This is a genomic window from Micromonospora trifolii, assembly GCF_022229005.1.
Taxonomy (GTDB): domain Bacteria; phylum Actinomycetota; class Actinomycetes; order Mycobacteriales; family Micromonosporaceae; genus Micromonospora; species Micromonospora trifolii.
Window position 1 is genome coordinate 21,689 of sequence record NZ_JAKKFD010000035.1, and the last position, 26,819, is coordinate 48,507.

Annotated in this window: 28 protein-coding genes and 1 riboswitch; of the genes, 8 read left to right on the forward strand and 20 right to left on the reverse strand. The window is 72.6% G+C overall.

The window, feature by feature from the left end:
* Positions 1-3: 3 nt before the first annotated feature.
* The 3 genes from NIE79_RS21615 to NIE79_RS21625 all read right to left on the reverse strand — a co-directional run bounded on the left by NIE79_RS21615 (position 4) and on the right by NIE79_RS21625 (position 1,829).
* The gene (locus NIE79_RS21615; RefSeq protein WP_238680295.1) at positions 4-552 is read right to left on the reverse strand and encodes a DsbA family protein; all 549 of its coding nucleotides are present in this window, start codon (positions 550-552) and stop codon (positions 4-6) included.
* A complete protein-coding gene (locus NIE79_RS21620) occupies positions 549-1,046 on the reverse strand; it encodes a redoxin domain-containing protein (RefSeq protein ID WP_238680296.1) in 498 nt (165 codons plus the stop codon). The genes NIE79_RS21615 and NIE79_RS21620 overlap by 4 nt, the downstream gene beginning before the upstream one ends.
* 96 nt (positions 1,047-1,142) lie before the next feature.
* The gene (locus NIE79_RS21625) at positions 1,143-1,829 is read right to left on the reverse strand and encodes a BON domain-containing protein (protein WP_238680297.1); all 687 of its coding nucleotides are present in this window, start codon (positions 1,827-1,829) and stop codon (positions 1,143-1,145) included.
* A 357-nt stretch (positions 1,830-2,186) separates the two neighbouring features.
* Here NIE79_RS21625 and NIE79_RS21630 point away from each other — a divergent pair, with 357 nt between their 5' ends.
* Positions 2,187-4,865: a cellulose binding domain-containing protein gene (locus tag NIE79_RS21630; protein ID WP_238680298.1), complete on the forward strand. Its 2,679-nt coding sequence runs from the start codon at positions 2,187-2,189 to the stop codon at positions 4,863-4,865.
* Positions 4,866-5,019: 154 nt separating this feature from the next.
* Here NIE79_RS21630 and NIE79_RS21635 read toward each other — a convergent pair whose 3' ends face one another.
* Together NIE79_RS21635 and NIE79_RS21640 are read right to left on the reverse strand one after the other, a co-directional pair.
* Complete coding sequence (locus tag NIE79_RS21635) at positions 5,020-5,418, reverse strand: hypothetical protein (protein ID WP_238680299.1); 399 nt, start codon at positions 5,416-5,418, stop codon at positions 5,020-5,022.
* A 170-nt stretch (positions 5,419-5,588) separates the two neighbouring features.
* A complete protein-coding gene (locus NIE79_RS21640) occupies positions 5,589-5,729 on the reverse strand; it encodes a hypothetical protein (protein ID WP_167457621.1) in 141 nt (46 codons plus the stop codon).
* A 385-nt stretch (positions 5,730-6,114) separates the two neighbouring features.
* Here NIE79_RS21640 and NIE79_RS21645 point away from each other — a divergent pair, with 385 nt between their 5' ends.
* Complete coding sequence (locus NIE79_RS21645) at positions 6,115-6,477, forward strand: STAS domain-containing protein (protein ID WP_030330302.1); 363 nt, start codon at positions 6,115-6,117, stop codon at positions 6,475-6,477.
* 18 nt (positions 6,478-6,495) lie between these two features.
* Here the strand turns inward: NIE79_RS21645 and surE are convergent, their stop codons facing one another.
* Together surE and NIE79_RS21655 are read right to left on the reverse strand one after the other, a co-directional pair.
* A complete protein-coding gene (gene surE, locus NIE79_RS21650) occupies positions 6,496-7,323 on the reverse strand; it encodes a 5'/3'-nucleotidase SurE (RefSeq protein ID WP_238680300.1) in 828 nt (275 codons plus the stop codon).
* Positions 7,320-8,297, reverse strand: a complete 978-nt coding sequence (locus tag NIE79_RS21655; protein ID WP_238680301.1) for a 1-phosphofructokinase family hexose kinase — start codon at positions 8,295-8,297, stop codon at positions 7,320-7,322. The genes surE and NIE79_RS21655 overlap by 4 nt, the downstream gene beginning before the upstream one ends.
* A 190-nt stretch (positions 8,298-8,487) precedes the next feature.
* On the opposite strand from NIE79_RS21655, the gene NIE79_RS21660 reads away from it, so the two are divergent.
* The gene (locus NIE79_RS21660; RefSeq protein ID WP_238680302.1) at positions 8,488-8,955 is read left to right on the forward strand and encodes an SRPBCC family protein; all 468 of its coding nucleotides are present in this window, start codon (positions 8,488-8,490) and stop codon (positions 8,953-8,955) included.
* A gap of 25 nt (positions 8,956-8,980) precedes the next feature.
* On the opposite strand, the gene NIE79_RS21665 is transcribed toward NIE79_RS21660, so the two are convergent.
* From NIE79_RS21665 to NIE79_RS21685, 5 genes are all read right to left on the reverse strand, one after another.
* The gene (locus NIE79_RS21665) at positions 8,981-9,475 is read right to left on the reverse strand and encodes a hypothetical protein (protein WP_238680303.1); all 495 of its coding nucleotides are present in this window, start codon (positions 9,473-9,475) and stop codon (positions 8,981-8,983) included.
* A 141-nt stretch (positions 9,476-9,616) separates the two neighbouring features.
* Complete coding sequence (locus NIE79_RS21670; RefSeq protein WP_372471724.1) at positions 9,617-10,681, reverse strand: coiled-coil domain-containing protein; 1,065 nt, start codon at positions 10,679-10,681, stop codon at positions 9,617-9,619.
* 5 nt (positions 10,682-10,686) lie between these two features.
* Positions 10,687-10,818, reverse strand: a riboswitch (cyclic di-AMP (ydaO/yuaA leader).
* A 145-nt stretch (positions 10,819-10,963) separates the two neighbouring features.
* Positions 10,964-11,881 carry a cation diffusion facilitator family transporter gene (locus NIE79_RS21675; protein ID WP_238670076.1) on the reverse strand — a complete coding sequence of 306 codons (918 nt, stop codon included), beginning with the start codon at positions 11,879-11,881 and terminating at the stop codon, positions 10,964-10,966.
* 106 nt (positions 11,882-11,987) lie between these two features.
* Complete coding sequence (locus NIE79_RS21680) at positions 11,988-14,105, reverse strand: HelD family protein (protein ID WP_238680304.1); 2,118 nt, start codon at positions 14,103-14,105, stop codon at positions 11,988-11,990.
* 107 nt (positions 14,106-14,212) lie between these two features.
* Complete coding sequence (locus NIE79_RS21685; protein ID WP_238680305.1) at positions 14,213-15,160, reverse strand: alpha/beta fold hydrolase; 948 nt, start codon at positions 15,158-15,160, stop codon at positions 14,213-14,215.
* Between the two features lie 169 nt (positions 15,161-15,329).
* Here NIE79_RS21685 and NIE79_RS21690 point away from each other — a divergent pair, with 169 nt between their 5' ends.
* Positions 15,330-15,953, forward strand: coding sequence for a carbonic anhydrase (locus NIE79_RS21690; RefSeq protein WP_238680334.1), 624 nt, complete (start codon positions 15,330-15,332; stop codon positions 15,951-15,953).
* A 74-nt stretch (positions 15,954-16,027) separates the two neighbouring features.
* Here NIE79_RS21690 and NIE79_RS21695 read toward each other — a convergent pair whose 3' ends face one another.
* Positions 16,028-16,357, reverse strand: coding sequence for a hypothetical protein (locus NIE79_RS21695; RefSeq protein ID WP_030330285.1), 330 nt, complete (start codon positions 16,355-16,357; stop codon positions 16,028-16,030).
* A gap of 308 nt (positions 16,358-16,665) precedes the next feature.
* On the opposite strand from NIE79_RS21695, the gene NIE79_RS21700 reads away from it, so the two are divergent.
* The 3 genes from NIE79_RS21700 to NIE79_RS21710 all read left to right on the forward strand — a co-directional run bounded on the left by NIE79_RS21700 (position 16,666) and on the right by NIE79_RS21710 (position 19,391).
* Entirely contained in the window at positions 16,666-17,157 is a 492-nt protein-coding gene (locus tag NIE79_RS21700) for a DUF3145 domain-containing protein (RefSeq protein WP_091409261.1), read from the forward strand.
* A gap of 87 nt (positions 17,158-17,244) precedes the next feature.
* Entirely contained in the window at positions 17,245-18,978 is a 1,734-nt protein-coding gene (locus NIE79_RS21705) for a glycoside hydrolase family 3 protein (protein WP_238680306.1), read from the forward strand.
* Positions 18,979-19,172: 194 nt separating this feature from the next.
* A complete protein-coding gene (locus NIE79_RS21710) occupies positions 19,173-19,391 on the forward strand; it encodes a hypothetical protein (protein ID WP_238680307.1) in 219 nt (72 codons plus the stop codon).
* A 50-nt stretch (positions 19,392-19,441) separates the two neighbouring features.
* Here the strand turns inward: NIE79_RS21710 and fabF are convergent, their stop codons facing one another.
* The 7 genes from fabF to NIE79_RS21745 form a co-directional block, all read right to left on the reverse strand.
* On the reverse strand, positions 19,442-20,668 hold the full coding sequence (fabF, locus tag NIE79_RS21715) for a beta-ketoacyl-ACP synthase II (RefSeq protein WP_091409277.1): 1,227 nt from the start codon (positions 20,666-20,668) through the stop codon (positions 19,442-19,444).
* A gap of 2 nt (positions 20,669-20,670) precedes the next feature.
* Positions 20,671-20,910, reverse strand: a complete 240-nt coding sequence (locus NIE79_RS21720; RefSeq protein WP_030330276.1) for an acyl carrier protein — start codon at positions 20,908-20,910, stop codon at positions 20,671-20,673.
* 85 nt (positions 20,911-20,995) lie between these two features.
* A complete protein-coding gene (locus tag NIE79_RS21725; protein WP_238680308.1) occupies positions 20,996-21,940 on the reverse strand; it encodes a beta-ketoacyl-ACP synthase III in 945 nt (314 codons plus the stop codon).
* A complete protein-coding gene (locus tag NIE79_RS21730; protein WP_238680309.1) occupies positions 21,937-22,863 on the reverse strand; it encodes an ACP S-malonyltransferase in 927 nt (308 codons plus the stop codon). The genes NIE79_RS21725 and NIE79_RS21730 overlap by 4 nt, the downstream gene beginning before the upstream one ends.
* Positions 22,864-22,941: 78 nt before the next feature.
* Complete coding sequence (locus tag NIE79_RS21735) at positions 22,942-24,243, reverse strand: PucR family transcriptional regulator (protein WP_308193203.1); 1,302 nt, start codon at positions 24,241-24,243, stop codon at positions 22,942-22,944.
* Positions 24,244-24,280: 37 nt separating this feature from the next.
* A complete protein-coding gene (locus NIE79_RS21740; protein WP_238680310.1) occupies positions 24,281-24,982 on the reverse strand; it encodes a response regulator in 702 nt (233 codons plus the stop codon).
* The gene (locus NIE79_RS21745) at positions 24,979-26,163 is read right to left on the reverse strand and encodes a sensor histidine kinase (RefSeq protein ID WP_238680311.1); all 1,185 of its coding nucleotides are present in this window, start codon (positions 26,161-26,163) and stop codon (positions 24,979-24,981) included. The genes NIE79_RS21740 and NIE79_RS21745 overlap by 4 nt, the downstream gene beginning before the upstream one ends.
* 302 nt (positions 26,164-26,465) lie before the next feature.
* On the opposite strand from NIE79_RS21745, the gene NIE79_RS21750 reads away from it, so the two are divergent.
* Positions 26,466-26,795: a hypothetical protein gene (locus NIE79_RS21750; protein ID WP_238680312.1), complete on the forward strand. Its 330-nt coding sequence runs from the start codon at positions 26,466-26,468 to the stop codon at positions 26,793-26,795.
* Positions 26,796-26,819 lie beyond the last annotated feature (24 nt).

The window sequence follows — 26,819 nt, forward strand, 5'->3', positions numbered from 1 at the left end:
GGGTCAGGCGTTGGCGGCGGCGTCAGCGGCCGTCAGCAGGTCGGGCAGGTCATACCCGCCGTCGTGCCTGACGCCGTTGACGAACAGGGTGGGGGTGCCGTTCACCCCGCTGCGGATGCCCCCCACGAAGTCCCGGCGCACCCGGTCCGCGTGCGCACGGTTCTCCACCTCGGCGTTCAGCTCGTCCGGCGGCAACCCGACCTGCTCGACGCCGAGCGAGAGGTGCACAGGGTCGAGCTGGTCCTGATGCTCGTAGAGCCAGTCGTGCATCTCCCAGAACCGGCCCCGAACCCCGGCGGCCTCGGCCGTCTCGGCGGCCCGTTCGGCGTACGGGTGCACGTTGGCGATCGGGAAGTAGCGGTACACCAGTCGTACGGTGTCGGCCCGTTGCCGCAGCAACTCGTGCAGGTTCGGGTACGCGGCACCGCAGAACTGGCACTGGAAGTCGCCGTACTCGACGATGGTCACCGCCGCGTCGGACGGCCCCCGGATGTGGTCGTCGGTGGTCACCGGGTCTCGAAGTCGGGCGGTGACCTGCAGTGGCGTGCTCATCCGGCCATCACCTTCCGATCGGCGGCGAGTCGGTCCAGCGCGTCGAAGATGCCGTCGGCGCCGGGGTTGACCTCGGGCGGCGACAGGTAGCTCCAGGTCACCTGCCCCGCCGGGTCCAGCACCACCAGCGCGCGGGCCGCCTCACCGTGCGGCATGTACGCGCCGTAGCTGCGGGCCACCTCGCCCTTCGGCTCGAAGTCGGCCAGCAGGGGGAACTCGATGCCCCGGCTCTCCGCGAACGCCCGGTGTGACCAGATGCCATCCACCGACAGGCCGAGCACCACCGCCTGGTACTGGGCGAAGACGGGTGCCGCCGACTGGTAGAGCGACATCTGGTCGCCGCAGACCGGGCTCCAGTCGGCGGGGTAGAAGGCGAGCACGACCGGCCGGCCACGGAACTGCTCGGGCCCCAGCAGAGCCCCGTCCGGGGTGGCCGGCAGGGTGAAGCCGGGCGCGGTGCGTCCCGGTTGGATCAGCCCGTTCGGATCACTCATGCCACCAGCCTGCTCCCGGGGTGGGTGAGGCGGGCTCACCCACCCCGGGTGGTTCCGCGTCCGTTCAGCGCCCGCTGAGCGGGCGCCCGCGTCCGTTCAGCGCAGGACCGGGGCGACAGCGATGTGGTTCTGCACCTCCCGGATGCCCGGCGCGGACCAGGCCACCTGCTCGACCTCGGCCCGTTCGGGCATCGAGTGCACCAGCCCGGCGAGTATCGCGGTGTCGCCGTGCACCCGGACGCTGATCCGTTCGGCCTCGGTCGCTCCGGCCCGGGTGAGGGCGTCGACGATCCGGTCGGCGAGGTTGCGGGCGTCCGGCGCGGTGGCCGGTCGGACGGTGATGCCGTTGCTCACCCCGCGTACGCCGGTCAGTCGGGCCACGGCGCGTTCGGCGGCTCGGCGCTGGTACTCCCACTCGACGTCGCCGTGCAGCGTCACCCAGCCGGCCGAGACGGTGACCTGGAGCTTCTCGATGGGCACGAACGCGTCCCACTCCAGCCCGTGGCTGGCCGCTGCGGCCAGGTCGCTGTCGGCGCGCTCGGTGCCGTTGGCGAGCTGCACGGCCACGTCGTTGGCGACGGCCCGGACCGAGGTGACCCGGTGGGCGGCCCGTTCGGCGGCCCACTTCTTGGCGTAGCTGTCCACGCGGCCGGTCAGGGTGACGACGCCCTCGGCGACGGTCACGCCGATCTCGTGCGGCTGCACCCGCGGTTCCCAGGTCAGCTCGTCGAGCACGGCGGACTGGATGTCCTGGTCGGTGCGGTTTATCTCCGCGATGGCCATCTGTCCCTCCTCCGCTGTTCGATGGCGGACCGTGTGCTGGCCGCGGCCGGAGGTCCGCCGTGCTGCGATCCTGCCGCCGCCCCGGGTGAGTCGCCCTCGCCCGGACCGGGTGACGGCGTGGCCCGACCTGGGCGGCACGGATGGGAGGCGGGGACGAACATCGATGATGGGAGCGCTTCCAAAGCGAGCAGCTTTCGGTTACGGTAATCGCGTTCCTCGATCGCGGGAGCCGTCGCGTCGGGTGGTGGAGCCAGGGCAGCTCCGCTCGTCCCTGTCGTCGTGCTCGTCCCCCGGGCCACGGCGTCACCCAGGCGATCGACCCCGTCCCCCGGGGTTCCCTCCCGAGAGGAACCGCAGATGCGGAGAAGTCTCGCCGGCACGGTCGTGTCCGTGTTGGCCGCCGCCACAGCCGTCGTGGTGGTCCCGTTCACCGCCGCTGGGTCGGCCCCCACCCCGGCCACAGCGGAGGCGTACACCTGGCGGAACGTCCCGGTGGGCGGCGGCGGCTTCGTACCCGGCATCGTCTTCAACCCCACCGAGAAGAACCTCATCTACGCGCGCACCGACATCGGCGGGGCGTACCGCTGGGAACAGTCCAGCCAGTCCTGGACGCCGCTGCTCGACTGGGTCGGCGCCGACCGGTGGGGCTACAACGGCGTGGTCAGCATCGCCACCGACCCGGTGCAGACCAACCGGGTGTACGCCGCTGTCGGCATGTACACGAACGGCTGGGACCCGAACAACGGCGCGATTCTGCGCTCCTCCGACAAGGGCGCCACCTGGCAGGCCACCGAGCTGCCGTTCAAGAACGGCGGCAACATGCCGGGCCGGGGCATGGGGGAGCGGCTCGCCGTCGACCCCAACCGGAACAGCATCGTGTACTACGGCGCCGAGGGCGGAAACGGGCTGTGGCGCAGCACCGACCACGGCGTGACCTGGGCCCGCGTCGCCGCCTTCCCCAACGTCGGCAACTACCGGGCGGACCCCAGCGACCCGAACGGCTACAACGGGCAGAACCAGGGTCTGACCTGGGTCAGTTTCGACAAGAGCACCGGCACCGCAGGCTCCACCACGCAGACCATCTACGTGGGCGTGGCGGACAAGGAGAACCCGGTCTACCGCAGCACCGACGGCGGCGTCACCTGGGCGCGCATCGCCGGTCAGCCCACCGGCTACCTGGCCCACAAGGGGGTCGTCGACCCGGTCGGTGGTCACCTCTACATCGCCACCAGCGACACCGGCGGCCCGTACGACGGCGGCAAGGGCGACGTCTGGAAGTTCACCAGGTCGACCGGGGCCTGGACGCGGATCAGCCCGGTGCCCTCCACCAGCGCCGACGCCTACTTCGGCTACAGCGGGCTGACCATCGATCGGCAACGCCCGAACACCCTGCTCGTGGCCACCCAGGTCTCCTGGTGGCCGGACGCCATCTTCTTCCGCAGCACCGACGGCGGGGCGACCTGGACGCGGATCTGGGAGTTCAGCAACTACCCGGAGAGGTCCCGCCGCTACACCATGGACATCACCTCGGTGCCGTGGTTGACCTTCGGTCTCAACCCGGCACCCCCGGAGGACGCGCCCAAGCTCGGCTGGATGAACGAGTCGGTGGAGATCGACCCGCACGACTCCAACCGCATGATGTACGGCACCGGCGCCACCATCTACGGCACCACCGACCTGACCAAGTGGGACACCGGCGGTCAGTTCACCCTCCGGCCGATGGTCCGGGGGCTGGAGGAGACCGCCGTCCTCGACCTGATCAGCCCGCCCAGCGGCGCACCCCTGATCAGCGCTCTCGGCGACGTCGGCGGCTTCCGGCACACCGACCTGGACGCGATCCCGTCGATGCTGTTCACCCAGCCGGTTTTCACGACGACCACCAGCCTGGACTACGCCGAGAGCAAGCCCGCAGTGCTGGTGCGCGCCGGCAATTTCACCGACGCCGACCGGCCCAACGACAGCCATGTCGCCTTCTCCACCGACGGCGGCGCCACCTGGTTCCAGGGCACCGAACCGTCCGGGGTCAACCAGGGCGGCACTGTGGCCGCCGCGGCCGACGGCAGCCGCTTCGTCTGGGCGCCCGGCGACGCGGGCCAACGCGTCGTCCACTCGGTCGGTTTCGGCAACTCCTGGGCAGCGTCGACCGGCATCCCGGCGAACGCCACCATCGAGTCCGACCGGGTCGACCCCACCCGGTTCTACGGCTTCAGCGGCGGGCGTTTCTACCTGAGCACCGACGGCGGGGCCAGCTTCACCCCGACGGCAGCGACCGGGCTGCCCACCACCGACGTGCGGTTCAAGGCCCTACCGGGCCGGGCCGGTGAACTGTGGCTGGCCGGGCCCGGTGGTCTGTGGCGCTCCACCGACGCCGGCGCCAGCTTCACCAGGCTGGGCGCCGTCAGCGCCTCCGGCAACGTCGGTTTCGGCAAGGCGGCACCCGGGCGGACCAACCCCGCCGTGTTCCTCTACGGCACTGTGAACGGTCAACCGGGCGTGCACCGCTCCGACGACGCCGGCGCGACCTGGGTACGCGTCAACGACGACCGCCACCAGTACGGCAATCCGACCGAGGCGCTGACCGGCGACCCGCGTGTCCACGGTCGGGTCTACCTCGGCACCAACGGTCGCGGCATCCTGGTCGCCGACCCCACCAGCGGCGAGCCCCCGACCACGCCACCCCCGACCACGCCACCGCCCACCACCCCGCCCCCGACCACCCCGCCGCCGTCCGCCGGTTGCGCGGCGACCTACCGGGTGACCGGCTCCTGGTCGGGCGGTTTCCAGGCCGAGCTGGCGGTCCGCAACACCGGAAGCGCCCCCATCGCCGGCTGGACGCTGGGCTGGACCTTCGCCGACGGCCAGCGCATCGACCAGCTCTGGGGCGGCACCCACACCCAGACCGGGGCCGCCGTGTCGGTCCGGGACAGCGGCTGGAACGGCGCGCTCGCCGCCGGCGCCAGCACCACCGCCGGTTTCCTCGGCTCGTGGACCGGTGGCAACACCTCCCCGGCCGCCATCACCTGCACGAGTCGCTGAGCGGGTGATCCGGGCCGGGACCCCGGATCACCACCAAACACCGGTCCGCCGGGCCGCCTGAGGGGTCCGGCACCCGGCGGACCGGGTCCACCCCAACACCACTGCGGGCCCCGAGCGACTCTGAGTCGCTCGGGGCCCGCAGTGGTGTTGTCGGTCAGATGGCGGGGGAGTTGGGGCGGTCGACGTCGACGAACTCCACGTCGTCGACGGCGTGGTCGTCCCGGCTGCCGGCGGCCCGAGCGGCGGAGCCGACAGCCCAGCCGACCGCGGCGCCGACGAGCGCGGCGCCGATCAGGAGCGTCCAGGGCAGTGCCGGCTGGCGGCCGGCGAGCGCGTCGAAGGCCAGCGAGGCACGGCGGCGCGCCTCGTCGGCGGCGGATCCCACCAGGTCACCCGCCCCGTCGGCGAGATCGCTGCTGTTTTGGCGGGCCGAGCGGGCGGTGTCCCGCACGCTGTCCCCGGCGTAGCTGACGGCCGAGAGCAGGTGCTCCCAGGCCTGGTCCGCAATCCGCTCCGGCTTGCTGCGACGGTCCAGCAGGTTGGTTCCGAACATCGTGGTTACCTCCTCAGGTGCCGAAGCCGCCGGCCACTTCGGACTTCGGCGTCTTTCCAGCGCGTCACGGTGTCGCCTACCCCGCAGTGCCCCGCGTCAGCCGGACGCAAACCCCGACCTCCGCGGAGCACCGGTAGCTCGGCGCGCCGCAACTCGGCGCGCCAGCCGACTCAGCGCACCGCAGACACGGCGACACCTCGGGCGAAGTCGTCGTCATCGTCGTCATCGTCGCCTCCGCCACCGAAACCGCAGGCCAGGACGAGGGCGAGCAGAACACCGACGCCGGCCAGCCCGGCAAGTCGCTTGATCATTGAAGATCCTCTCCGTCGCGGGGTGTCCCGGCCGATGCTAGGGCGTGCCGGCAACCGGCGGTGCGGATCGCGCCGGCCGGCGGTGGGCGACACGCCGACGGCACACGGGGCAGGCGTACGTCCCGGGCCGCTTGTCGGGTGCGCCGGGTCCGGACCGCTACCCTGGTTCGGCGGCGCGTCGGTCACGACCGATCGGCGATGGTGAGATAACGAAAAGTCTTGAGTAATCAGATACTGAAAAGTACGGATATGGGTGGCTTTGTGGGCCCGGATCCGCGAATTGCTCATCCCGAGGGGTGGCGACCGAGGCCGTCAGAGGAATACTCTCGGTCGCGGCCCGCGTACTGATGAGGCGCCCGGGGGACGGGCGGGTGGAGGTGCTCGCGTGAGCCTGTCGATCGTGAAGTCGGTTCTGTCCGGTGGTGTCGTGGAGATAGCCCCGCGGGGCGAGATCGACGTCGACACAGCGTACGAGGTGCGCGAAGCGATCGCAGAGGTGCTGGCCAAGGGCCGCCCGCTGCGCATCGAACTCAACATGAGGTTGGTCACCTTCATCGACTCGGTCGGCATCAGCGCCATGGTCGCCGGCTTCCAGACAGCCGAGGTCAGCGACGTCAAGCTGGTGGTCACCGAGCCGAGCCGGTTCGTGCACCGGCAGCTCTGGGTGACCGGCCTGCTCGGTCTCTTCGGCGCCCCGGAGCCCTACTTCGCCGGCGCTGCCACCCCCGAGGTGCTGCCCGGCGCCTGAGCGCGCCGGGCGTCTCCGTCAGGGCTGTTCGTCCAGGCCGGTCAGGTCGACGTCGGTCGCCTCGGTGACCGCTCGGATGGCCGTCACCGACGCGTACCCGGCGGCGAGCAACGCCACGTCCGTGCCCGGCTGCGCTGCCTGCCCCGGCTCCTCCAGCGAGGTACGGACGAACCCGTGGCCGGATTCGGCCACAGTCATCTGCACCTGACCGAAGCTGGCCAGGGTGCCGCGCCGTACCCCGCGCAGCTGCCCGTGCGGCAGATCCGGGGTGTTCACGTTGAGCACGCTCTCCATCGGCGCGGAGGTCAACCGGGGGAGCAGGTCCAGGGCGACCCGCGCGGCGGTGCTCCAGTGCCGCTCGGCGTCGCGTACCCGGGCGGCGGCGTCCACGGCGGCGCCACCGCTCGCGGCCGTCGCCTCGCCGGCGGAGAGCACGTCCAGGGAGACCGCCATTGCCCGGCAGCCGTTGGTGGCGGCGGTGAACGCGGCGCCCACGGTCCCGGAGTGCAGCACCGCCCGGCCGGCGTTGGCGCCCCGGTTGACGCCGGAGAGCACCACCGACGGCGGTGGGCCGAACGCCCCGTGCAGGGCGATCAGGGTGATGAAGCCCGGTGACCCGGCGACCCCGTACGCCGGCACACCCGCCAGGTCCGGCAGCGGGTGCTCGTTCACGACGACTCGTCCGTCGCGTTCCATGGCGCTCATCGCGGCGCTGGTGCCGCTCGCCTCCTCCATCGGCGCGGCCACCACCACGTCCAGGCCCCGCTGGCGGGCAGCCCAGGCCAGCGCCTGGATGCCCGGCGCCGCGATCCCGTCGTCGTTGGTGATCAACACCCGCACTGTCATCGCTCGGCCACCCGCTCGGCCAACTCGTCCGGTGTGGTCCGCTCCTGTTGCCGGCTGTCCGCCGGCACCAGCCGGACGCGGTCCACCAGGCCGGTGATCGAGTCCAGTCGCCCGGTGCCCAGGCCGTGCCGGGTCACGTTCAGCGCGCCGGCGGCGGCGCCGGTGCGGATGGCGGTCCGAATGTCACCGCCCCTGGCCACGACGGCCGCCACTCCGGCGGTCATCGAGTCGCCCGCGCCGCGCGGGTCGGCGGCCTCCAGCCGCGGCATCTCGACCTGGAACAGTTCCCCGTCGATGAGCGCCAACGCCGGCTGGTCGGCGCGGCTCACCACCACCGTCTCCGCGCCGCCCGCGTGCAGCTCGTACATGGCCCGGGTCAGCTCCTCGGTGTCGTCGCTGCGGGCGCGACCGTCGCGGATCAACTCCTCGTGACTCACCTTGAGGAAGAACACCCCGCTCTCCAGCACCGAACCGAGGTGATCGCCGGAGAGGTCGACCACCACCCGGCCGCCGTTCGCGCCGAGGTCGGCGGCGAAGCGTCGGTACAGGTCGGCTGGTACGAGCCACGGTTCGTTCGGCCCACTGAGGATGCTCACCGAGGCCCGCAGGCCCTCGCCGAGGGCGAGGTTGTACAGCTCGTCGATCTCGTGCCGGCTCAGCGGCTGCCCGGGCACGTCGGCGATCTCCTGCCGGGAGCCCTCACGGCGATCGTGCACGTACCCGCCGCTGCCGGAGTCCCGGACCACCGCCTTGAGGTCCACGCCCTCGCTGACCAGCAGCGGCTCCAGCACCTGGCCGATCTCACCGCCGAGGGCGGCGCAGAGCACCACGTCGACGCCGAGGGAGATCACCATCCGGGCCTGCCAGACGCCCTGCCCGCCGGGGTGCAGGTGCAGCTCGGGGTGGTCGTTGGGCTGGTCCACTGTCACCGTCAGCTGTGGAGTGGGCGCGAAGACCATCACGTGCCCACTCATCGGTAGTCGCCGTTCATGCTGGCCGCCCTCCGGCACCTTCGGAAGATTTTGTACTAACCGACCTTAATGGCGCAGGGAGTGACAGGTCGCCGCATCGGCCCGGTCCGGCGCGGCGCTGGGGGCCCTGGGGCGTTGCCAGCCAGACATCGGTACGGGACGATCGGGCGACCAGACGACGGCGGGAGACGGTGTGCTCAGCAGCGATACCTTCAGCTACACCGTCCAGGCCCGGTGCTCACCCGCCGAGGCGGCGGCGTTGCTCAGCGACCTGACCCGGCAGGGCGAGCTGCATCCGCTGATCGTCCGGGTCCGCCGGGTGCCGCCCCGGCCCGGGGCCCAGGCCAGCTACACGATCAACGACCGGTTGGTGGCCGGTCCGCTGCGGTTCCGGACCACCTACCACGCGGACGTGCTGATCAGCGGGGCCGACGAAATCGTCATGGTGGCCCGCCAGTGGCCGGCCACCACGGTGCGCAACCACACCCGACTCCGCGCCGAGCCGGACGGCCTGGTCCGCATCGACGTCGAGATCACCCTGACCGCGCCGACGCCACTGTTCCGGTACGCGTTCCGCCAGGCCCAAGCCGCTCACCTGGCCCTGGCCACCCGCCTCGGCGCGGCCCTGGACCACACCAACACCCCCCCAAACCCCACCTGACCCGCCCCGCACCCTTGCTCGCCGATCATGGAGTTGTGGTGGGGCGGGCGGGTCGGGAGGTGGGACGGCGGCCCCACGGCTTGTAGGTGGACAGCACCGTCGCGATGATCATCAGGCTGGTCGACACCGCCGGCGCGATGACCAGGTCGGCGCGATCCCGTGCGGGCAGGGCAGCGCCGACCACTCCGGCGTGGCGCAGGTTCGGGGTGAGCAGGAACAGCACCAGCCCGACCATCACGGTGGTGAGCACGAGCTTGACCAGGACCCAGCGGTGGCGCAGCAGGCCCCACGGGGTGAGCAGCGAACTGGCGACTCCGATCAGCCAGACCAGGACGCTCAGCGGCGCGAACAGCACAGTGCCGACCAGGGCCGTGACCGGATAGACCACAGCCGGGTCGGCGCCCCGCTGCACGGCGATGCCGAGGGTGAGCAGCACCAGGTCGGCGCCGAGCCAGCCGAGCGAGGTGACGAGGTGCAGGGTGAGCAGCGCCTTGCGGGTGGTGGGTCGGATCCGAGGCATACCGCGATGCTGCCCGCCGACCGCGGCCGGGTCGTCCGACGAGCGACGACATCAGCGGTACGTCCGGCGACGTAGCCAGGCCCGGACACACGTGATGCCTGTGAGTCATCAGGATGACTCACAGGCATCACGACGCGTGGCTCAGTAGACCGACAGGTGTACGTGGTTGGTGTGGTCCGTGGACGGGGTGCCGTGCGCCCCGCTGTACGACTTCCACCCGCTGCTGGGCAGCCAGATCTGCCGGTACCAGATCACGTAGAGCACGGCGAGCCGGTCCGCGTTGCGGATGAAGTACGCCGCCAGGTTGTTGCCGTACGTCTTGTCGCCGCCGGTGGCGTTCCCGCCGAAGCCGCCCTTCTGCGCCGCGAAGTCGCAGGCCCGGCCCTTCGGGTGTTCACCGGAGCCGCTGGGGCGGTGGCACGAGACGTACCTGGTGAAGCCCGCGGCCTTGGCCTGGTTGAGCGCGTGCAGGGTGCGTGGGGTGATGCAGCCGCTGGCCGGGGTGGGGTCGTTGACGCTGCACGACTCGGAGGGCCAGGAGCCGTCCGAGTTGCGCGGCGCGGCTGTCGCGTTGGCGCTGGAGGTGCCCCGGTTGGAGCCGGCGTCGGCGGTGGTCTGCGGCTTGGGTGTGGTGGCCACGGTCAGGGCCCGTTCGGCCTGCTCCTTGCGCTTGGCCATCACCGCGACCTGCTTGCGCTGTTCGTTGATCTCGCCGTCCAGGGCGACCCGGGTGCGGTTGGCCTTGTCCTTGCTGTTCAGCAGGTCGCGCAGTACCCGGTCCTCGTTGGCCGCCACAGCGTCCAGCGCGGCCGCCCGGTCCATGAACCCTTCCGGGGTGTTGCTGTTGAGCAGCGCCGACATCGCACCGAGCCGGCCGGTGCGGTAGGCCACTTCGGCGATCTCGCCGACCTTGCCGTTGCGCTGGTCGATCTCGACCTCGATGGTCTTCAGCTGGGTGGCGAGTTGCTTCTGCCGTTGCACTGAGGTGTCCAGGGCGCGCTTCGCGTCCAGGTAGCCCTTGCTGGCCGCCTCCAGTTGGGCGCGCAACGCCGGGGTGCCGCCCTCCTCGTCGGAGTCGGGTGCGGCGGCCCGCAGGCCGGTCGGGGGAGCGGCCGAGGCGGTGCCGGCCGGAAGCGCGACGCCGAGGGCGAACATCGCGACGATCAGGGCCGCCAGTCGGGCGGCGGGTGGTCGTGCTGGTGCCACTGCGCATGTCCTTCCGTCAGCCGCCGACCGGGTTAGCTGACGGGTTCGGGACGGAAGATCCCTACCGCTGACGCGGATGCACCCCAGGAACATGGTTCCCCGGTTCGCCCAGCTGGGCGATTAGGCGACGACCACCACCGGCGCCGGGAGGGCGCCGCCTGGTGGAGGCCGGGACCGAGCCTACCGGTGCCGATGGGGCCGCTGCAGCCAATGTGACGGACGGTGCGTGCGTCACCACGGAAAATTACCGCGCAAGCCGAGGAATGCTCTGAAAAGCCCCGGTCACCATTCGATGGAGCCACACGCTCCGGAGGCGGCGCCGGGCTCGATCTGCAACGTCGCGTGCTCGATGCGGAAGTCGTCGTGCAGGGCCGTACGCGCCGCGGTGAGCACCGCGCCGACCTCCGCGCCGGGTGCCATTGTCAGGTGGGCGGAGGCCACCTCCATGCCCGAGGTGAGCGTCCAGACGTGCAGGTCGTGCACCTCGACGACGCCGGGGACGGCGGCCAGCCGGTCGTGCACGGCGGTCACCTGGAGGTGCTCCGGGGCGGCCTGCACCAGGATGCGGATGGCGGCGCGGGCCAGCCGCCAGGTGCGCGGCAGGATGAACACGCCGATGGCGACCGCTACCAGGGGATCGGCCCACCACCAGTCGGTGACGGTGATGAGCAGTGCCGCGCCGATGACGCCGAGCGAGCCGAGCAGGTCACCGAGCACCTCCAGGTAGGCGCCCTGGAGGTTGATGCTCTCGCGGGCCCCGGCGCGCAGCAGCGCGAAGGCGGCGATGTTCGCGAGCAGGCCGAGCACTGCCACCGCGAGCATCGGGCCGGCGATGACCTGATGGGGGTCGCCGAAGCGGCGGATCGCCTCGATCACCACGTAGATGGCGACGCCGGAGAGCAGGACGGCGTTGGCCAGCGCGGCGAGCACCTCGAGTCGGTAGAGCCCGAAGGTGCGCTGCGGGTCGCCGGTGGCCCGCCGGGTCGCCGTGATGGCGGCGAGGGCCATCCCGATGCCGAGCACGTCGGTGAACATGTGCCCGGCGTCGGAGAGCAGGGCGAGCGAGCCGGTGTGCAGGGCGACCACCGCCTCGACCACCATCAGGGTGGCGAGCAGCCCGAATGCCGCCCAGAGTCGACCTCGGTGCTGGTGCGCGGCATTGGCGACGGACCCATGGTGGTGGTCATGACCTGCGCCCACGAGAACCACCTTCCGCCGCTGGTCGGGACCCGGTCAAATATATGTTCACATCGCAATGTGTGCAAGTGTACGGGCAGCGCCTCCCGCCGGCGGCAGTCCGCACACGTCAGCCGATCGGGTCGATGGTGGTGAGCCGCTGGGTGGCCCGGGAGAGCGCCACGTACAGGGTGCGCACCCCGGCACCCGGATCCGCCCGGATCTCGCTCGGAGCGACCAGCACCACCCCGTCGTACTCCATGCCCTTGGCCTCCAGGCTGGTCACCACCTGCAACCTCGGCGCGCCGAGCGCGCCGAGCCAACCGGCGACCTCGTCCCGGCGGGGGACCGGCGTGATCACCCCGACCGTGCCCTCCACCTCGGCCAGCAGGCCGGCGGCGGCCTCCACCGTCGCGGTCTCCAACCCCGTCGCGGGCACCACCAGCTCGACCGGCTCGACGCCGGTGGAGCGCACGGCGGTCGGCAGCGGCAGGTCCGGATAGAGCCGGCGGATCTCCGCCGCCGCCACCGCGAAGATCTCCGACGAGTTGCGGTAGTTGGTGGTCAGCGTGAAGTCGTGTCGCTTGCGCCGGCCCAGCGCCTGGTCGCGGGCTCGGTCCAGCTCCTCCGGATCGCCGGTCCACGCGGTCTGCGCGGGGTCGCCCACCACCGTCCAGGAGGCCAGCCGGCCGCGTCGACCGATCATCCGCCACTGCATCGGCGAGACGTCCTGCGCCTCGTCCACCACCACGTGCGCGTACTCGCGGTAGTCCTCCGGACGCTCCCGGGCCGCCGCGCGGGCCGCCCGCTGCCGTTCACCGAGGGTGCTCAGCTCGCGGACGCCGCCGGCGAGCTGGAAAGGATCCCGTCGCGCGCGGGCCGGCTGCGCGGGCTTACCGAGCAGCGCGTCCAACTCGTCCAGCAGCGCCACGTCGGCGATGGTCAGCCCGGCCGAGTCCAGGTTCCGGTACGCGGCGTTGAGCAGCCGGATCTCCGCCGAGGAGAGGATCCCCCCGGCGTACCGGCGCAGTCGGTCCGGCTGCGCCAGCCAGCCGAGCACGTGCCGGGGGTGCAGCCGAGGCCACCAGGCCTTGAGGAACTCCCGGAACTCCGCCCGCTCGGCGATCTCCGCCTCGAAGGCCGGTTGCTCCGGCAGCCGACCGCTGCTCAGCTCACGGGCCTGCGCCCAGAGCGCGGCGAACACCCCGTCGAAACCGGCCCGGCGCACCTCGTTGCGTCGTGCGCCGCGTTGCAGCGCGCGGTCCCGGATCCGGTCCAGCGCGGCCCGGTCCAGCCGCAGCAGCGTGCCGCGGTAAAGCAGCCGCAGCTCACCCGGGCCGCCCGGCACCGCGTCGCGGGCCGCCCGCTCCAGCACCCGGCGCATCCGCAGCGAGCCCTTCACCGCCGCCACCTCGGGCGGGTCGGGGCGGGTGGCGGTCATCCCCGGAAAGAGGGTGCCCAGCGAGTGCAGGGTCGCGGTGTCCTCACCGAGCGACGGCAGCACGGAGCCGATGTACTCGACGAAGACCGACGACGGGCCGACCACCAGGATGCCGCCGCCGGCGTAGCGGCTGCGGTCGGAATACAGCAGGAACGCGGCCCGGTGCAGGGCGACAGCGGTCTTGCCGGTGCCGGGGCCGCCCGCGACGATCGTCACCCCGGAGCCGGGCGAGCGGATCGCCTCGTCCTGCTCCCGCTGGATGGTCGCCACGATGTCGCGCATGCCCCGGCCGGTGGCCTTGGACAGGGTGGCCAGCAATGCCCCGTCACCGACGACGGTCATGCCCTCCGGGGCCGCCGTCGGGTCGAGCAGGTCGTCCTCGATCCGGGTGACCCGCTCGGCGCGGGACTGGATGGTGCGCCGCCGCACCACGTCCAGCGGCTGCGCCGGCGTGGCCTGGTAGAAGGCGGCGGCGGCCGGCGCGCGCCAGTCGACGACAAGCGTGACGGCGTCCTCGTCGCGGATCCCCAGTCGCCCGACGTGCAGCACCTGACGGTCGCGCAGGTCCAGCCGGCCGAAGACCAGCCCCTCGTGCTCGGCGTCCAGGGTGTGCCGTCGCTGCGCCGCGTGGAAGACCATCGCGTCGCGCTCGACCAGGGCCCCGTGCGTGCCCACCCGGGCCATTCGGTAACCGTCCCGCTCGGCGCGGACGGCCGACTGCCGCAGTTCGGCCAGTCGGGCGTACACCCGGTCGAGGTGTCGTTGCTCGACGGCGATCTCCTGCTCCAGGCCGGTCTGGTCGGTCAACGCACGCTCCTTCAGAGGTCGCCGGCAGGCGGCGGGAACCGCGCGGGCCAACCGAGAAGAGTACGGCCCTGGGCCCGACCCGCCGCGCCCGAGGTGCGCGAACGTACTCAGGCACCTGCCTCGGCGGGAGTAGCGCCACTGTGGGCCGGTGGCGATTCGGCGAGCACCCGCCGCAGCACGCCGGTGAGCGCGGCGTTCACCTCCTCCGGCCGTTCCATCATCAGCATGTGCCCGGCACCTGGACAGACGGTCAGCTCGGTGGCCGGCAGGGCGGCCGCGATCGACTCGGCGCACGGCGGCGGGGTCAACCGGTCCCGGTCGCCGACCAGGGCGGCGGCCGGCAGGTGGGCCAACGCGGCGAGGGTGTCCAGTCGGTGCTGGGTGCCGATGGAGGCGCGGAACCCGCCGATCGAGCGCAGCGAGGCCCGAGCCACCGCCGACGTCACCAGGCGGATGTCGGCCGGTTCGCAGCGGTCACCGAAGAGCATCCACCGGATGCTCGGTTGCAGCGCGTTCAGCAGTGCCCGGGGCGGGCGCCACGAGCCACACCGGGCCAGCACGCCGGCGCCGGTCGTCTCGGCCAACCGGATCAACCGGGCGATCCGCGGCGAAAGCCCGTAGACGGTGTGCGTGTGCCCCTCGGCGGTGGTCGAGACGAAGACCAGGCCCGCGGTGCGGGCGGCGAAGTGCGCGGGGTGGCGGTGGGCGTACTCCATGATCGTCATGCCGCCCATCGAGTGCCCGACCAGCACCACCGGGCCGGTCGGCGCGACCGCGTCGATCACCGCGGCCAGGTCGTCACCCAACTGGGCCACTGTGGCAGTGGGCAGCGCCATGCAGCTGGACCGGCCGTGCCCCCGCGCGTCGTAGGCGACCACCCGTACCGCGCCGCCGAACTGTGGTGCGGCGAGCGCGTCGACCTGCCGGTGCCAGGCGCGCCCGTCCAGCGTCCAGCCGTGCAGCAGGATGGCGGTGACCTGGGCGTCCGTCGGACCCGTCGCCTCGACGTTGAGCCGTACACCGTCCGGCAGACCGACCTCGAACCGCTCCGGCATCGCCACCTCCCCAGGGCCGCCCAGTACCACCAGCACCGGGATACCCGGCGGTAACACCGGCTACCCGCCATGACACCACGCCAATCGCGCCGTGGCGAACATTCCCGACCTCGCCCGTGCCGGACGACGGCGGGCCAAGCTGAACGGCATGGGGTCGTCGGGAGCGCCCATGGGCGCGACGTCGGGGCAGGGGCGGCAGGCCGGCGGTACGCCCCGCGCCGCGCTGGCCGATCTGCTCGCCGGCAATCGGCGGTTCGTCAGCGGCCAGCCGGTGCACGGACACGACGTCACGGCCGCCGCCGCGGCCTCCGGCGACCAGCAGCCGTACGCAGTGGTGCTGGGCTGCATCGACTCCCGGGTGCCGCTGGAGGCGATCTTCGACCAGACCTTCGGCGCGATCTGCGTGATCCGTACCGGGGGGCACGTGCTCGATCGCGCGGTCTGCGGCTCGATCGAGTACGTGGTCGGCCAGCTCGGCGTACCGCTGGTGATGGTCCTCGGCCACGAGCGGTGCGGCGCGGTGCAGGCCACTGTGGAGGCGCTGCGCACCGGGCAGCGTCCCGGCGGGTCGCTGGCGCACCTGGTGGACGAGATCGCCCCGGCGGTGACCGAGGCGGGGCTCGACGACCCGGCGGTGCAGCCGCTGGCGATCCGCCGGCACGTCCGACGCACGGTGCGCACCCTGCGCGAGGACGATCTGCTGGCCGGGCCGGTGGCTGCCGGCAAGGTGGCAGTGGTCGGCGGCCTCTACGACCTGGCCACCGGCGAGGTCGCCCTTCTCGATCCGGGCTGAACCGCCCCCGGACGCGCCAAACCGCCCGCCGGGGAGCCCCGGCGGGCGGTTCAGTTGGTGCGGTGGGGGAGGGCTCAGCCCTCGAAGACGCCGGCCGCGACCAGGCGCTTCTCGGTGGCCTCCCAGCCGTCACCCGGGTGGGTGGCAGCCAGGTTGTTGATCTCCGCCCGGATCTTGGCGGCGTGGCCGGCGGCGGCCAGCACGCGGATCTCCTCGACGAAGGCGTCGGAGTCCGTGCGCAGGTGCGCGGTCTTGCCGTTGGTCAGGTTCCGCACGTAGGCGTGCTTGCCGCCGTTGAGCGGGATGAGGTACTTGAACTCGCCCAGCACGCTGAGGGCGCCACCCTGGCCAGCCTGGCCGGCCCGGACGGACGCGCGCGCGGTCTTAGAGGTGTTGCTCGCCACGGAGGTACTCCTTGCAAGACGTACGGGAGGACTGGACGTCCGGGGGCTGTGTGCGGGTCCTACGTGACTCGACCCGCGAAGGTGTAACGCGGCATAAGCCGCCGGTGGAACTGTACAGGACCACGACATCATGCTGGTCGTCGCGGTGTCCTGAGAGGCAACGGGGACCACCCGTCCGGCTATTCCACCCGGCGTTTTTTCCGATTCCCTGGCGCACCACGCGTCACAGGAGTCATCATGTGTTGCAGCAGCCACCTGGGTGGACGAGGTCGTAGGGGAAGACGCACCTCGCTCTCCGGGAGGTCACCGTGCCAACGCGTGGCGTCGTATACGTCCACTCGACCCCGCTCGCCGTGTGCTCGCACGTCGAGTGGGCGATCGCGCGCGTCCTAGCCGCGCCGGTCAACCTGCAGTGGACGGCTCAGCCCGTCGACCCCGGCGCACGCCGGGCCGAGTGCGGGTGGACCGGTCGTCCGGGGACGGGCGCCGAGCTGGCTGCTGCCCTACGGCAGTGGCCCATGATCCGTTTCGAGGTCACCGAGGAGCCGAGTCCCGGCGCCGACGGTGAGCGCTTCATGTACGTGCCAGCCCGTGGCCTGTTCCGGGCAACTGTCGGCGTGGCCGGCGACATCCAGCTCGGCGAGGACCGCCTTCGGGCGCTGATGGCGGCCTCCCGGGCCCCCGAGGCGCTGGCGCACGCCCTGGACAAGGCGCTCGGCACCGCGTGGGACGCTGACCTGGAGCCCTACCGGTACGCCGGCGACGGCGCCCCGGTGACCTTGCTCACTCGGGTCGGCTGAGCCGGCCGGTGGGCCGCTGGCCGTACGCCGTCGCGCCAGTGACGACCGGTAAGGTCAAGTTGCCCCGATAAGGGAGAAGCTGGTGGGATGGGCGGCGTGTCGAATCGCCCGTGGCGCGCCAGTGTCGCTGTCGCCGCCCTGACCGCCCTGCTCGTCTCCGGCTGCTCAGGTGACCCGGAGCGCCCCACGCCGACGCCCAGCCCGGTCGGCACGTCCGCGGGCCCGAGCGTCCCGGCCGCGCCGCCGGCCAGCGACCCCGCCAGCCGCGCTGCCGCGCTGGTGGCGACGCTGTCCGACGAAGACCTGGTCGGCCAGGTGCTGATGCCGTACGCCTACGGCGACTCGGCGACGAAGGTCTCCGCCGGCTCGGCGGCCGGTAACCAGGCCCTCGCCGGCGTCGACACCCCCGCCGACATGATCGCCAAGTACCGACTGGGCGGCCTGATCCTGGTCGGCTTCAGCGCCGACGACCCGACCAAGGGCAACCAGGAGACCACGAACGTCGACAACCCCAAGCAGGTGCACGAGCTCACCACCGGGCTGCGTACCGCCGCCGGTCGGCTCGCCGCCGGGTCCGCGCCGCTGCTGATCGGCACCGACCAGGAGTACGGCGTCGTCACCCGCGTGACCGACGGGGTCACAGTGCTGCCCAGCGCCCTCGCTGCCGGCGCGGCCGGTGACCCGAAGCTCACCGAGGCCGCCTGGCGGGCCGCCGGCACCGAGTTGGCGGCGATGGGCATCAACATCGACTTCGCCCCGGTGGCCGACGTGCTGGCCACCCGCAGCACGGTGATCGGCTCCCGGTCGTACGGCGCCGACCCGAAGCAGGCCGCAGCGCAGGTGGGCGGCGCGGTCCGTGGCCTCCAGGCGGTCGGGGTCGCGGCCACCCTGAAGCACTTCCCCGGGCACGGCCACAGCGCCGACGACTCCCACCAGGACCTTCCGGTGCTCACCCAGTCCGCCGCGGCGTTGCAGAGCGGCGCGTGGCCGCCGTTCACCGCCGGGATCGACGCGGGCGCGATGGCGGTGATGTCCGGTCACCTGGACGCGCGCGCGATCGACCCGGGTACCCCGGCGACGTTCTCGCACAAGCTGCTCACCGACGTGCTGCGCGGCCAACTCGGCTTCAAGGGCGTGGTGATCACCGACGGGATGAACATGCCGCCCGCGAAGCGCTGGGCTCCCGGCGAGGCGGCGGTCCGGGCGCTCAACGCCGGCAACGACCTCATCCTGATGACCCCGAACGTCGGTCAGGCGTACGACGGACTGCTCGCCGCGCTGCGCGGCGGATCGCTGCCCCGGACCCGGCTGGTCGAGGCGGTCACCCGGGTGCTGACCATGAAGTTCCGGCTCGCGGAGCAGCCGGCGGCGCAGATGTCCACGCTCAACACCCCGGCGCACCGGGCGGCGGCCGACGCGCTGGCCGCCGCCGCGGTCACAGTGCTGCGGGGCGCCTGCGGCCCAGCGGTACGCGGGCCGGTCACCGTCACCACGTCGGGCGGTCGGGACGGCACCCGGGCCACGCTCACCGCCGCGCTGACCGCCGCCGGGGTGCAGGTGAAGCCCAGCGGCGGCACGATAGTGCACCTGGTGGGCTACGGCGACGGTGCCAAGGACCTGAGCCCCGACGCGGCGGTCACCGTCGCCATGGACACCCCGTACGTGCTGGCCGACGCGAAGTCGCCGACGCTGCTGGCGACGTACTCCTCCAGCCGGGCGTCGATGACCGCCCTGGCCGCGGTGATCGCCGGCAAGGCCCGGCCGGGCGGCCGGTCCCCGGTGGCCGTTCCCGGACTGCCCGCGACGACCTGCCGCACCTGACCGGTCGGCGCGGACGGTTCAGCGCGCCCGCCTCACTCGCCCGGCCCGCGGGTCGGTGGCGACCCAGGTCATTCCGGTGGCGCCGAAGTCGCTGGCGCGGAGGTCGCGGAACCCTCGACGTCAATCGGGATCGTGTGCCCGCGCGGCGTTAATCGGGTCGCCGCCACCCCGGTCGGTCTGACAGCCTCACCCCCATGGGAGCGGCAGCAGGATTTCAGCACACGCAACGGGCGGACGGCACTGTGGTGATCACCCACCACGGCCGGGTCGCCGGCACGCTGCGCGGCGCTCGGGCCGCGGAGTTCCTGGCCGAGGTCGACGACGACCCGCAGTTGGTGATGGCCCGCTGGACGGGCAACTACCGCCACGGCAACGAGCGCACCGCGAAACAGCACCCCCGCAACCGAGGCTGAACGACGCAAGGGCCCCTCCTCGACGAGAGGAGGGGCCCTTGCGGAGGATCTCAGGGACGAGCGAAGACGAGCGCCACGTTGTGGCCGCCGAAGCCGAACGCGTTGTTCAACGCGGCCGGGATCTCCATGTGGCGGGCCTTATGCGCGGCGACATCCAGGGTGAGGCCTGGGTCCGGGTCGTCGAGGTTGATCGTGGGAGGGACGACACTGTCGCGGATCGCCAGAATGGTGGCGATCGACTCCAGCGCACCGGCCGCACCGAGCAGGTGACCGGTCATCGACTTCGTCGCGGACAGCACCGGGTGGTCGCCGAGCGCCTTGTGCAGCCCGCCGATCTCCAGCATGTCCCCGATCGGCGTCGAGGTGGCGTGCGCGTTGACGTGCACGATGTCCCGCTTCGCCACGTCCGCGTCGGCGATCGCCTTGGCGATGGCCCGGATGGCGCCCTCGCCCTCGGCGTGCGGCTGCACGATGTCGTACGCGTCGGAGGTGATGCCGGCGCCGGCGAGGCGCGCGTACACCCGGGCGCCCCGGGCCGCGGCGTGCTCGGCCCGCTCCAGCACCACGATGCCGGCGCCCTCACCGAGGACGAAGCCGTCCCGGCCCCGGTCCCACGGGCGGGAGGCCCGCTCCGGGTCGTCGTTGCGGGTCGACATGGCCCGCATCGAGCTGAAGCCGGCGATCGGCAGCGGGTGGATGACCGCTTCGGTGCCGCCGGCCACCACCACGTCGGCCCGGCCGGAGCGGATGATGTCCAGGCCGAGGGCGATAGCCTCGGCGCCGGTGGCGCAGGCGCTGGCCACCGAGTGCACGCCGGCCTTGGCGCCCAGCTCCAGCCCGACCCAGGCGGCCGGACCGTTCGGCATCAGCATCGGGATGGTGTGCGGGGAGACCCGCCGCGGCCCGGACGCCTCCAGGATGTCGTCCTGGGCGAGCAGGGTGGTGGCACCGCCGATGCCGGAGCCGACGCTGACGGCCAACCGCTCACCGTCGAGGTCGGAGCCGGCGAGGCCGGCGTCCGCCCAGGCCTGCTGCGCCGCGATGATCGCGATCGCCTCGGAACGGTCCAGGCGGCGCAGGCGGACCCGGTCCAGCACCTCGGACGGCTCCACTGCCAACTGGGCGGCGATCCGGACCGGCAGTTGCTCGGCCCACTCCTGGGTGAGGGCACTCACCCCGGAGCGGCCGGCGAGCATTGCGTCCCAAGTCGACGCGACGTCCCCGCCAAGCGGGGTCGTCGCGCCGAGCCCGGTGACGACGACGTCAGGACGACTCATGATCAGGACTGCGCCGCGATGTAGCTGACAGCGTCGCCGACGGTCTTGAGGTTCTGCACCTCGTTGTCCGGGATCTTGACGCCGAACTTCTCCTCGGCCGCGACCACTACCTCAACCATGGAAAGCGAGTCGACATCGAGGTCGTCGGTGAAGGACTTCCCCTCGGCCACGTCGTCCGGGTTCACCCCGGCAACCTCTTCGAGGATCTCGGCGAGGCCGGTGGTGATCTCGTCACGGGTCATTGCGGTTGGTTCCTTTCATCGGGGTTCTCCGGCGGTCGGCGTCGCCGACCGCCACTCCTGGACGCGTACGCGTCCGAGGGGGTCATCAGGGGCAGCGGACGACCTGACCGGCGTAGGTCAGGCCACCGCCGAAGCCGAACAGCAGCACCGGTGCGCCCGAGGGCACCTCCCGGCGCTCGACCAGCTTGGACAGGGCCAGCGGCACGCTCGCCGCGGAGGTGTTGCCGGACTCGACGATGTCCTTCGCGATGATCGCGTCGGGGATGTTGAGCCGCTTGGCGATGCCGTCGATGATCCGGGCGTTGGCCTGGTGCGGCACGAACGCGGCCAGCTCCGACGGGTCGACCCCGGCCCGCTCGCAGGCCTGCAGCGCGAGTGGCGCGATCGCGGTGGTGGCCCAGCGGAACACCGCCTGCCCCTCCTGCTGGATGTACGGGCGCCAACCCTCGATGCGGACCGCGTCGCTCTTGTCCGGCACCGAACCCCAGACGACCGGGCCGATTCCGGCCGGCTCGTCGTCGGCGGTCGCGGAGACCACTGCGGCACCGGCGCCGTCGGCGAAGATGATGCAGGTGGAGCGGTCGGTCCAGTCGGTGAAGTCGGACAGCTTCTCCGCACCGATGACTATCGCGTTGCGCGACGCCCCGGCCCGGATGGCGTGGTCGACGGTGCCCAGCGCGTACGCGAAGCCCGAGCAGGCGGTGTTGAGGTCGAACGCGCCAGGGGCGGTGATGCCCAGCTTGGCGGCGACCCGGCAGGCCACGTTGGGGCTCCGGTCGATGGAGGAGCAGGTGGCGACCACGACCAGGTCGATGTCGGCGGCGGTCAGGCCCGAGTTGGCCAGCGCCTTACCGGCGGCGGCGGCGGCCATGTCGGCGACCGTCTCACTGTCGGCGATCCGCCGGCTGACGATGCCGACCCGGTCGCGAATCCACTCGTCGTTGGTGTCGACGAGCTGGGCGATGTCGTCGTTGGTCACCACCCGGGAGGGCTGGTAGTGCCCCATCGAGACGATGCGACTGCCAGTCATGAACGGCCTCCGATACGGGCGATCAGGTCCCGTGCGGCCGGCAGGTCGTCCGGGGTGTTGAGGGTGACGATCTCCGGGGCGCCGTCGCCCTTGAGTTCCCGCTTGACCAGACCGGCGAGAGTGCCGGCCGGGGGTAGTTCGATCACGCCGGTGACCCCGAGGTCGGCCAGCGTACGCATGCACAGGTCCCAGCGCACCGGCGCGGTGACCTGACGCACGAGGCGTTGCACCATTGCCGCGCCGTCGTCGACAGCGGTGCCGTCGAGGTTCGACAGCAGGGTCCGGGCCGGGTCGGCGGGGGTGATCCCGGCGGCCTCCACGGCGAGCGCGGTCTCGGCCGGAGCCATGTACGGGGTGTGGAACGCGCCGGCCACCTGGAGTCGGATGATCCGGGTCCGGGCGGGCGGCGCGGCGGCGAGCTTGTCGAGGCCGTCCAGGGCGCCCGCGGCGACGATCTGCCCGGCGCCGTTGCGGTTGGCCGGGTACAGCCCGTTCGCCTCGATCGCGGCGATCACCTCGTCGGGGTCACCACCGAGCACAGCGGCCATTCCGGTCGGCTCCAGCGCGCACGCGGCGGCCATCTCCCGGCCGCGTACGCCGGCCAGGGTGATCGCGGCGTCGGCCGACAGCACACCGGCCAGGGCGGCGGCACCCAACTCGCCGACGCTGTGGCCGGCGGTGAGCCCGACGCCGTCCAGCGGCAGGTGCTCGGCCGCGAGCAACGCCGCGGCGACCAGCAGCGGCTGGGTGCGGGCGGTGTCCTTGATCTCGTCGGCGTCGGCGTCGGTGCCCAGGTGCAGCAGGTCGACCCCGGCCAGCGCCGACCACTCGCGCAGACGCGCCTCGGTGCCGGTCAGGTCGAGCCAGGGGGTCAGGAAGCCGGGTTTCTGAGAACCCTGGCCGGGACTAAGTACGGCGAGCACGCCTATGACTCTCCCGGATAAAGGCGGGTAACGCTGTGCCGCCTTCGACCAAACCGTACTAGGACCTTTGGAGGTTTCCTACAAAGATCGGCGGGGATCATCCTCAGTTTGGGCTGATTTCCGGCTTGCCGGGGTCATTGTCTGAGTCGGGACCGGCGAGGCGAGCGGGGCGACCGGATCCAACCGACCCACTGTCAGCGCGACCTGAAGGGCGAACGCGTCGCGCGGCGACAGCGGCGAGAACCCGGTGACCTCGGCGATCCGGCGCAACCGGTAACGCACAGTGTTCGGGTGTACGAACAGGGCCCGAGCCGCGCTCTCCAGCGTGCCACCGGCGGCCAGGAAAGCGTCCAGGGTCGCCAGCAGTTCCCCGCCGGCGCGCACCAGCGTCGCGTACACATCGTGACGTAGCCGCCGACGGGCCTCCGCGTCGCCGGCGAGGGCCCGCTCCGGCAGCAGGTCCGCGGCCGGCACCGGCCGGGGCGCGCTGGGCCAGGCCGGCGCGGCCCGAAAGCCGGACAGCGCCGCCCGCGCCGACTCGGTCGCCTCGTCCAGGCTCGGTACGGCGGGACCGACCACCACCGGGCCGTCCCCGAACGCGCTCAGCAGCTTCGCCGTGGCGGTCAGCGGGTCCGGTGCGCCGCCCAGCACGATCACCAGGCGGTCGCCGTGGACGCCGCCGATCACCTCCACGCCGATCCGGCGGGCCTGCCGGTAGACCACGTGCAGCACCGCGGAGACCTCGCCGCCGGGCGACCGACCGACAGCCACCGCCACCGGCGGCGCGTCCGCCCAGCCGAGCGCGGCGGCCCGACTGGCCAGGACGTCCGGGGAGTCACCGCGCAACAGCGCGTCGACAAGCAGCGCCTGCAACCGGGCGTCCCAGGCGCCGCGCGACTCGGCGGCCCGCGCGTACACCCGGGCGGCGGAGAACGCGATCTCCCGGGAGAAGCGCAGCACCGCCTCGCGCAGCTGCTGCTCCTCGCCCTCGGCGGCCAGGTGCGACACCTGCTCCTCGACCACGTCGATCGTCACCTTGATCAACGCCACGGTCTGCTGGAGGGTGATCGACCGGGCCAGCGCCTGCGGTGCGGCGGCGAAGACCTCGTCCGAGACCTCCTGGGTGCTGTCCGCAGTGCCGCCGCCCTCGCGCAGCCACTGCACCAGCGACCTCGCGCCCGCCTGGGCGACCAGCATGACCCAGGAACGCTGGTCGGCCGGCAGCGCCCGGAACCAGGGCAGCGTCTCGTCCATCCGGGCCACGCTGGAGGTGGCCAACGCCCCCGCCGATCGTTCGATCCGGCGCAGCGTGGCCGACAGCTCCCCACCGCCCTGCGTGCTCACCGCCCTAGCCTGACACGTCGTGAGCAGGCCAACCACGCCGGCACCGGTCCGCCGACCACAGCCGGCGCCGGCCTCACGGCTGCGGGGGAGCGGGCAGACCCACCTCCTGGGCCAGGATCGCGGCCTGCACCCGGCTGCGCAGGTCCAGCTTGGCCAGGATCCGGCTCACATGGGTCTTTGTGGTGCTCTCCGCCAGCACCAGCCGATCGGCGATCTGCTGGTTGGACAGACCCAACCCGAGGCAGGCCAGCACGTCGCGCTCGCGCGGGGTGAGGGTGCCCAGCGCGGCCCGGACGTCCGCCGAGGCACCCGGCGCGGTGGCCGCGAACGCGGTGATCAACCGGCGGGTCACAGTGGGCGCGATGAACCCGTCGCCCCGCGCCACCGTCCGCACCGCGTTGACAAAACCGTCGGCGTCGGTGTCCTTGAGCAGGAACCCGGCCGCGCCGGCCCGCAACGCCCCGAAGACGTACTCGTCCAGGTCGAAGGTGGTGAGCACCAGCACGTCGGCGAGCCCGTCGCTGACTATCGCCCGGGTCGCGGAAATCCCGTCCCGGTGCGGCATCCGCACATCCAGCACCGCCACGTCGGGGCGCAGCTCCCGGCACAGGCGCACCGCCGCGTCGCCGTCGGCCGCCTCGCCGACCACCTCGACGCCCGGCGTGCCGTTCAGGATCAGGGCCAGTCCGGCCCGTACCGCCGGCTGGTCGTCGGCGAGCACCACCCGCACCGTCGCCACGCCAGCGTCGTCCGGTGGCCGCGCCGGCCCGGTCACCCGCCCTCCCCGGTGGGCAGGGCCGCCCGCACCTGCCAACGGCCGTCGTGCGGCCCGGCGGTGAACCGGCCGGCCAGCAGCGTGGCCCGCTCCCGCATGCCGATCAGCCCGGCACCGGCGCCCGGAAGCCCGGCCCCGCCCCGGCGCACCGGGTTCTCCACAGTCAGCACCACCTCGGCCGGTCGGTACGCGATCGTCAGCTCCGCCTCACCCGTGCCGTGCTTGAGCGCGTTCGTCAGCGACTCCTGCACGATCCGGTACGCGGCCAGGTCCACCCCCACCGGCAACGCGCCCGGTGTGCCATCGGTCCGGACCCGCACCGTGAGGCCGGCCGCCCGGACCCGCTCGACGAGGCCGTCCGCCTCGGCCAGCCGCGCGGTGACCACCTCCGGCGTGGCCGGGTCGGCGCTGGTCCCGGGCTCGCGCAGCACCTCGATCATCTGACGCATCTCGGCGAGGCCCTGCACGCTGCTCTCCCGAATCACCCGCAACGCCGACTCCACCTGGCCGCGATCCAACCCCGGCACGGAGAGCACGGCGGTGGCGTGGATGGCCACCGCGCTGAGGTGGTTCGCGACCACGTCGTGCAGCTCGCGGGCCATCCTGGCCCGTTCGGCGCTGACCGCCTGCCGACGATCCAACTCGACCAGCCGGGCGGTCTGCTCGGCCCGCGCCCGCTCGGCGGCGGCCTGATCGCGGTACTGCCGCACACTGATGCCGGTCAGCACCGGCAGCAGCCCGGCGAGCACCACCAGCACCCCGAGCGCCGCCCCACGCCACTGGCCGTACCCGAGCACGCCGCCGACCACCCCGACCAGGCTCAGCGCCACGGTGATCCGCAGCAGCCACCGCCACAGCCGGGGCGGGCCGTACACGCAGGCGTCGTAGAGCACCTGCGTGTAGACCAGGACCGTACCCAGCGAACTGCCCAGCGCCGTGTCGACCACCAGCGCGCCGGTCCCCACGGCCAGGCTGGCACGCGGTGCGACCCGCCGCAGGCCGACGGCGACGCAGACCGCCACCAGCGGCGGCAGGAACAACGCCGACGGCACGTTCGCGTCCGGGCGGACCTGCGGTTGCCAACCCAGGGCGTGCAGCACCAGGCCACCGGCCAGCGACGCGCCAGCCAGCACGAGGTCGCGGCCGAGAGTGCCGGAGTCGAGCCATGGTGGCGCACGCATGCCCCGATCCCACCACAGCCGTCGCCCGCCGAACTCCCACCGGGGGAGGACCTCGGCCGCACCGCCATGCGCCGAAAGGGGTACGCGGACACTTCCCGACCGCCGCTGCTGACGCGTTGGGTGAACGGCACGAAAAGAAGCTGTGAACTGCGTAACCGGCTTCCGCGCTCAGCGGCGTCTGCGAGGCCCGGCCGGTCCGGACCCCGGGTACGCTGCGCGCGGCCCGTCGGTCCCGGCCAGTACGGTGACAGGGCACCTCGGGGAGAGCACCCGAGGGTGAGGCGAGCGTGAGGAGACCGGGGATGGCGCACGGGGAGGCCGAGAACGGCTGCGCCCAGGGCGAGCCCTGCCGGCCGGGGCACCACGACCCGCAGGCGGCTGGCAAGCACCGCCGGCCGGTCGGCGGCTCACCATCGCACCCGGTGGAGCCGCTGCACGGGCGCGTCGATGACGAGCCCGTGCTGCCGCGTCAGCGCTCTGCCGAGCCCGCCGGCCTCGCCGAGCCCGACCTGGACGTTCCCGCTGGTTGCCTCAGCGAACTTCCCGGCTGGGCCGGGGCACATCGGCACGGCGCTGTCCGACCGCGGCCGCGGGCCATCCGCCGGGAGCGCCCACCGCGCCGCTGGTGCTGAACACCACCGACGCACCCGCTGATC

Excerpts from the sequence above, each read along its gene's own strand:
- NIE79_RS21615 (WP_238680295.1), bottom strand. The coding sequence starts at position 552 with ATGAGCACGCCACTGCAGGTCACCGCCCGACTTCGAGACCCGGTGACC.
- NIE79_RS21620 (WP_238680296.1), bottom strand. The coding sequence starts at position 1,046 with ATGAGTGATCCGAACGGGCTGATCCAACCGGGACGCACCGCGCCCGGC.
- NIE79_RS21625 (WP_238680297.1), bottom strand. The coding sequence starts at position 1,829 with ATGGCCATCGCGGAGATAAACCGCACCGACCAGGACATCCAGTCCGCC.
- NIE79_RS21630 (WP_238680298.1), top strand. The coding sequence starts at position 2,187 with ATGCGGAGAAGTCTCGCCGGCACGGTCGTGTCCGTGTTGGCCGCCGCC.
- NIE79_RS21635 (WP_238680299.1), bottom strand. The coding sequence starts at position 5,418 with ATGTTCGGAACCAACCTGCTGGACCGTCGCAGCAAGCCGGAGCGGATT.
- NIE79_RS21640 (WP_167457621.1), bottom strand. The coding sequence starts at position 5,729 with ATGATCAAGCGACTTGCCGGGCTGGCCGGCGTCGGTGTTCTGCTCGCC.
- surE (WP_238680300.1), bottom strand. The coding sequence starts at position 7,323 with ATGACAGTGCGGGTGTTGATCACCAACGACGACGGGATCGCGGCGCCG.
- NIE79_RS21655 (WP_238680301.1), bottom strand. The coding sequence starts at position 8,297 with ATGAGTGGGCACGTGATGGTCTTCGCGCCCACTCCACAGCTGACGGTG.
- NIE79_RS21665 (WP_238680303.1), bottom strand. The coding sequence starts at position 9,475 with ATGCCTCGGATCCGACCCACCACCCGCAAGGCGCTGCTCACCCTGCAC.
- NIE79_RS21685 (WP_238680305.1), bottom strand. The coding sequence starts at position 15,160 with ATGCCGGAGCGGTTCGAGGTCGGTCTGCCGGACGGTGTACGGCTCAAC.
- NIE79_RS21690 (WP_238680334.1), top strand. The coding sequence starts at position 15,330 with ATGGGCGCGACGTCGGGGCAGGGGCGGCAGGCCGGCGGTACGCCCCGC.
- NIE79_RS21705 (WP_238680306.1), top strand. The coding sequence starts at position 17,245 with ATGGGCGGCGTGTCGAATCGCCCGTGGCGCGCCAGTGTCGCTGTCGCC.
- NIE79_RS21710 (WP_238680307.1), top strand. The coding sequence starts at position 19,173 with ATGGGAGCGGCAGCAGGATTTCAGCACACGCAACGGGCGGACGGCACT.
- fabF (WP_091409277.1), bottom strand. The coding sequence starts at position 20,668 with ATGAGTCGTCCTGACGTCGTCGTCACCGGGCTCGGCGCGACGACCCCG.
- NIE79_RS21720 (WP_030330276.1), bottom strand. The coding sequence starts at position 20,910 with ATGACCCGTGACGAGATCACCACCGGCCTCGCCGAGATCCTCGAAGAG.
- NIE79_RS21725 (WP_238680308.1), bottom strand. The coding sequence starts at position 21,940 with ATGACTGGCAGTCGCATCGTCTCGATGGGGCACTACCAGCCCTCCCGG.
- NIE79_RS21745 (WP_238680311.1), bottom strand. The coding sequence starts at position 26,163 with ATGCGTGCGCCACCATGGCTCGACTCCGGCACTCTCGGCCGCGACCTC.
- NIE79_RS21750 (WP_238680312.1), top strand. The coding sequence starts at position 26,466 with ATGGCGCACGGGGAGGCCGAGAACGGCTGCGCCCAGGGCGAGCCCTGC.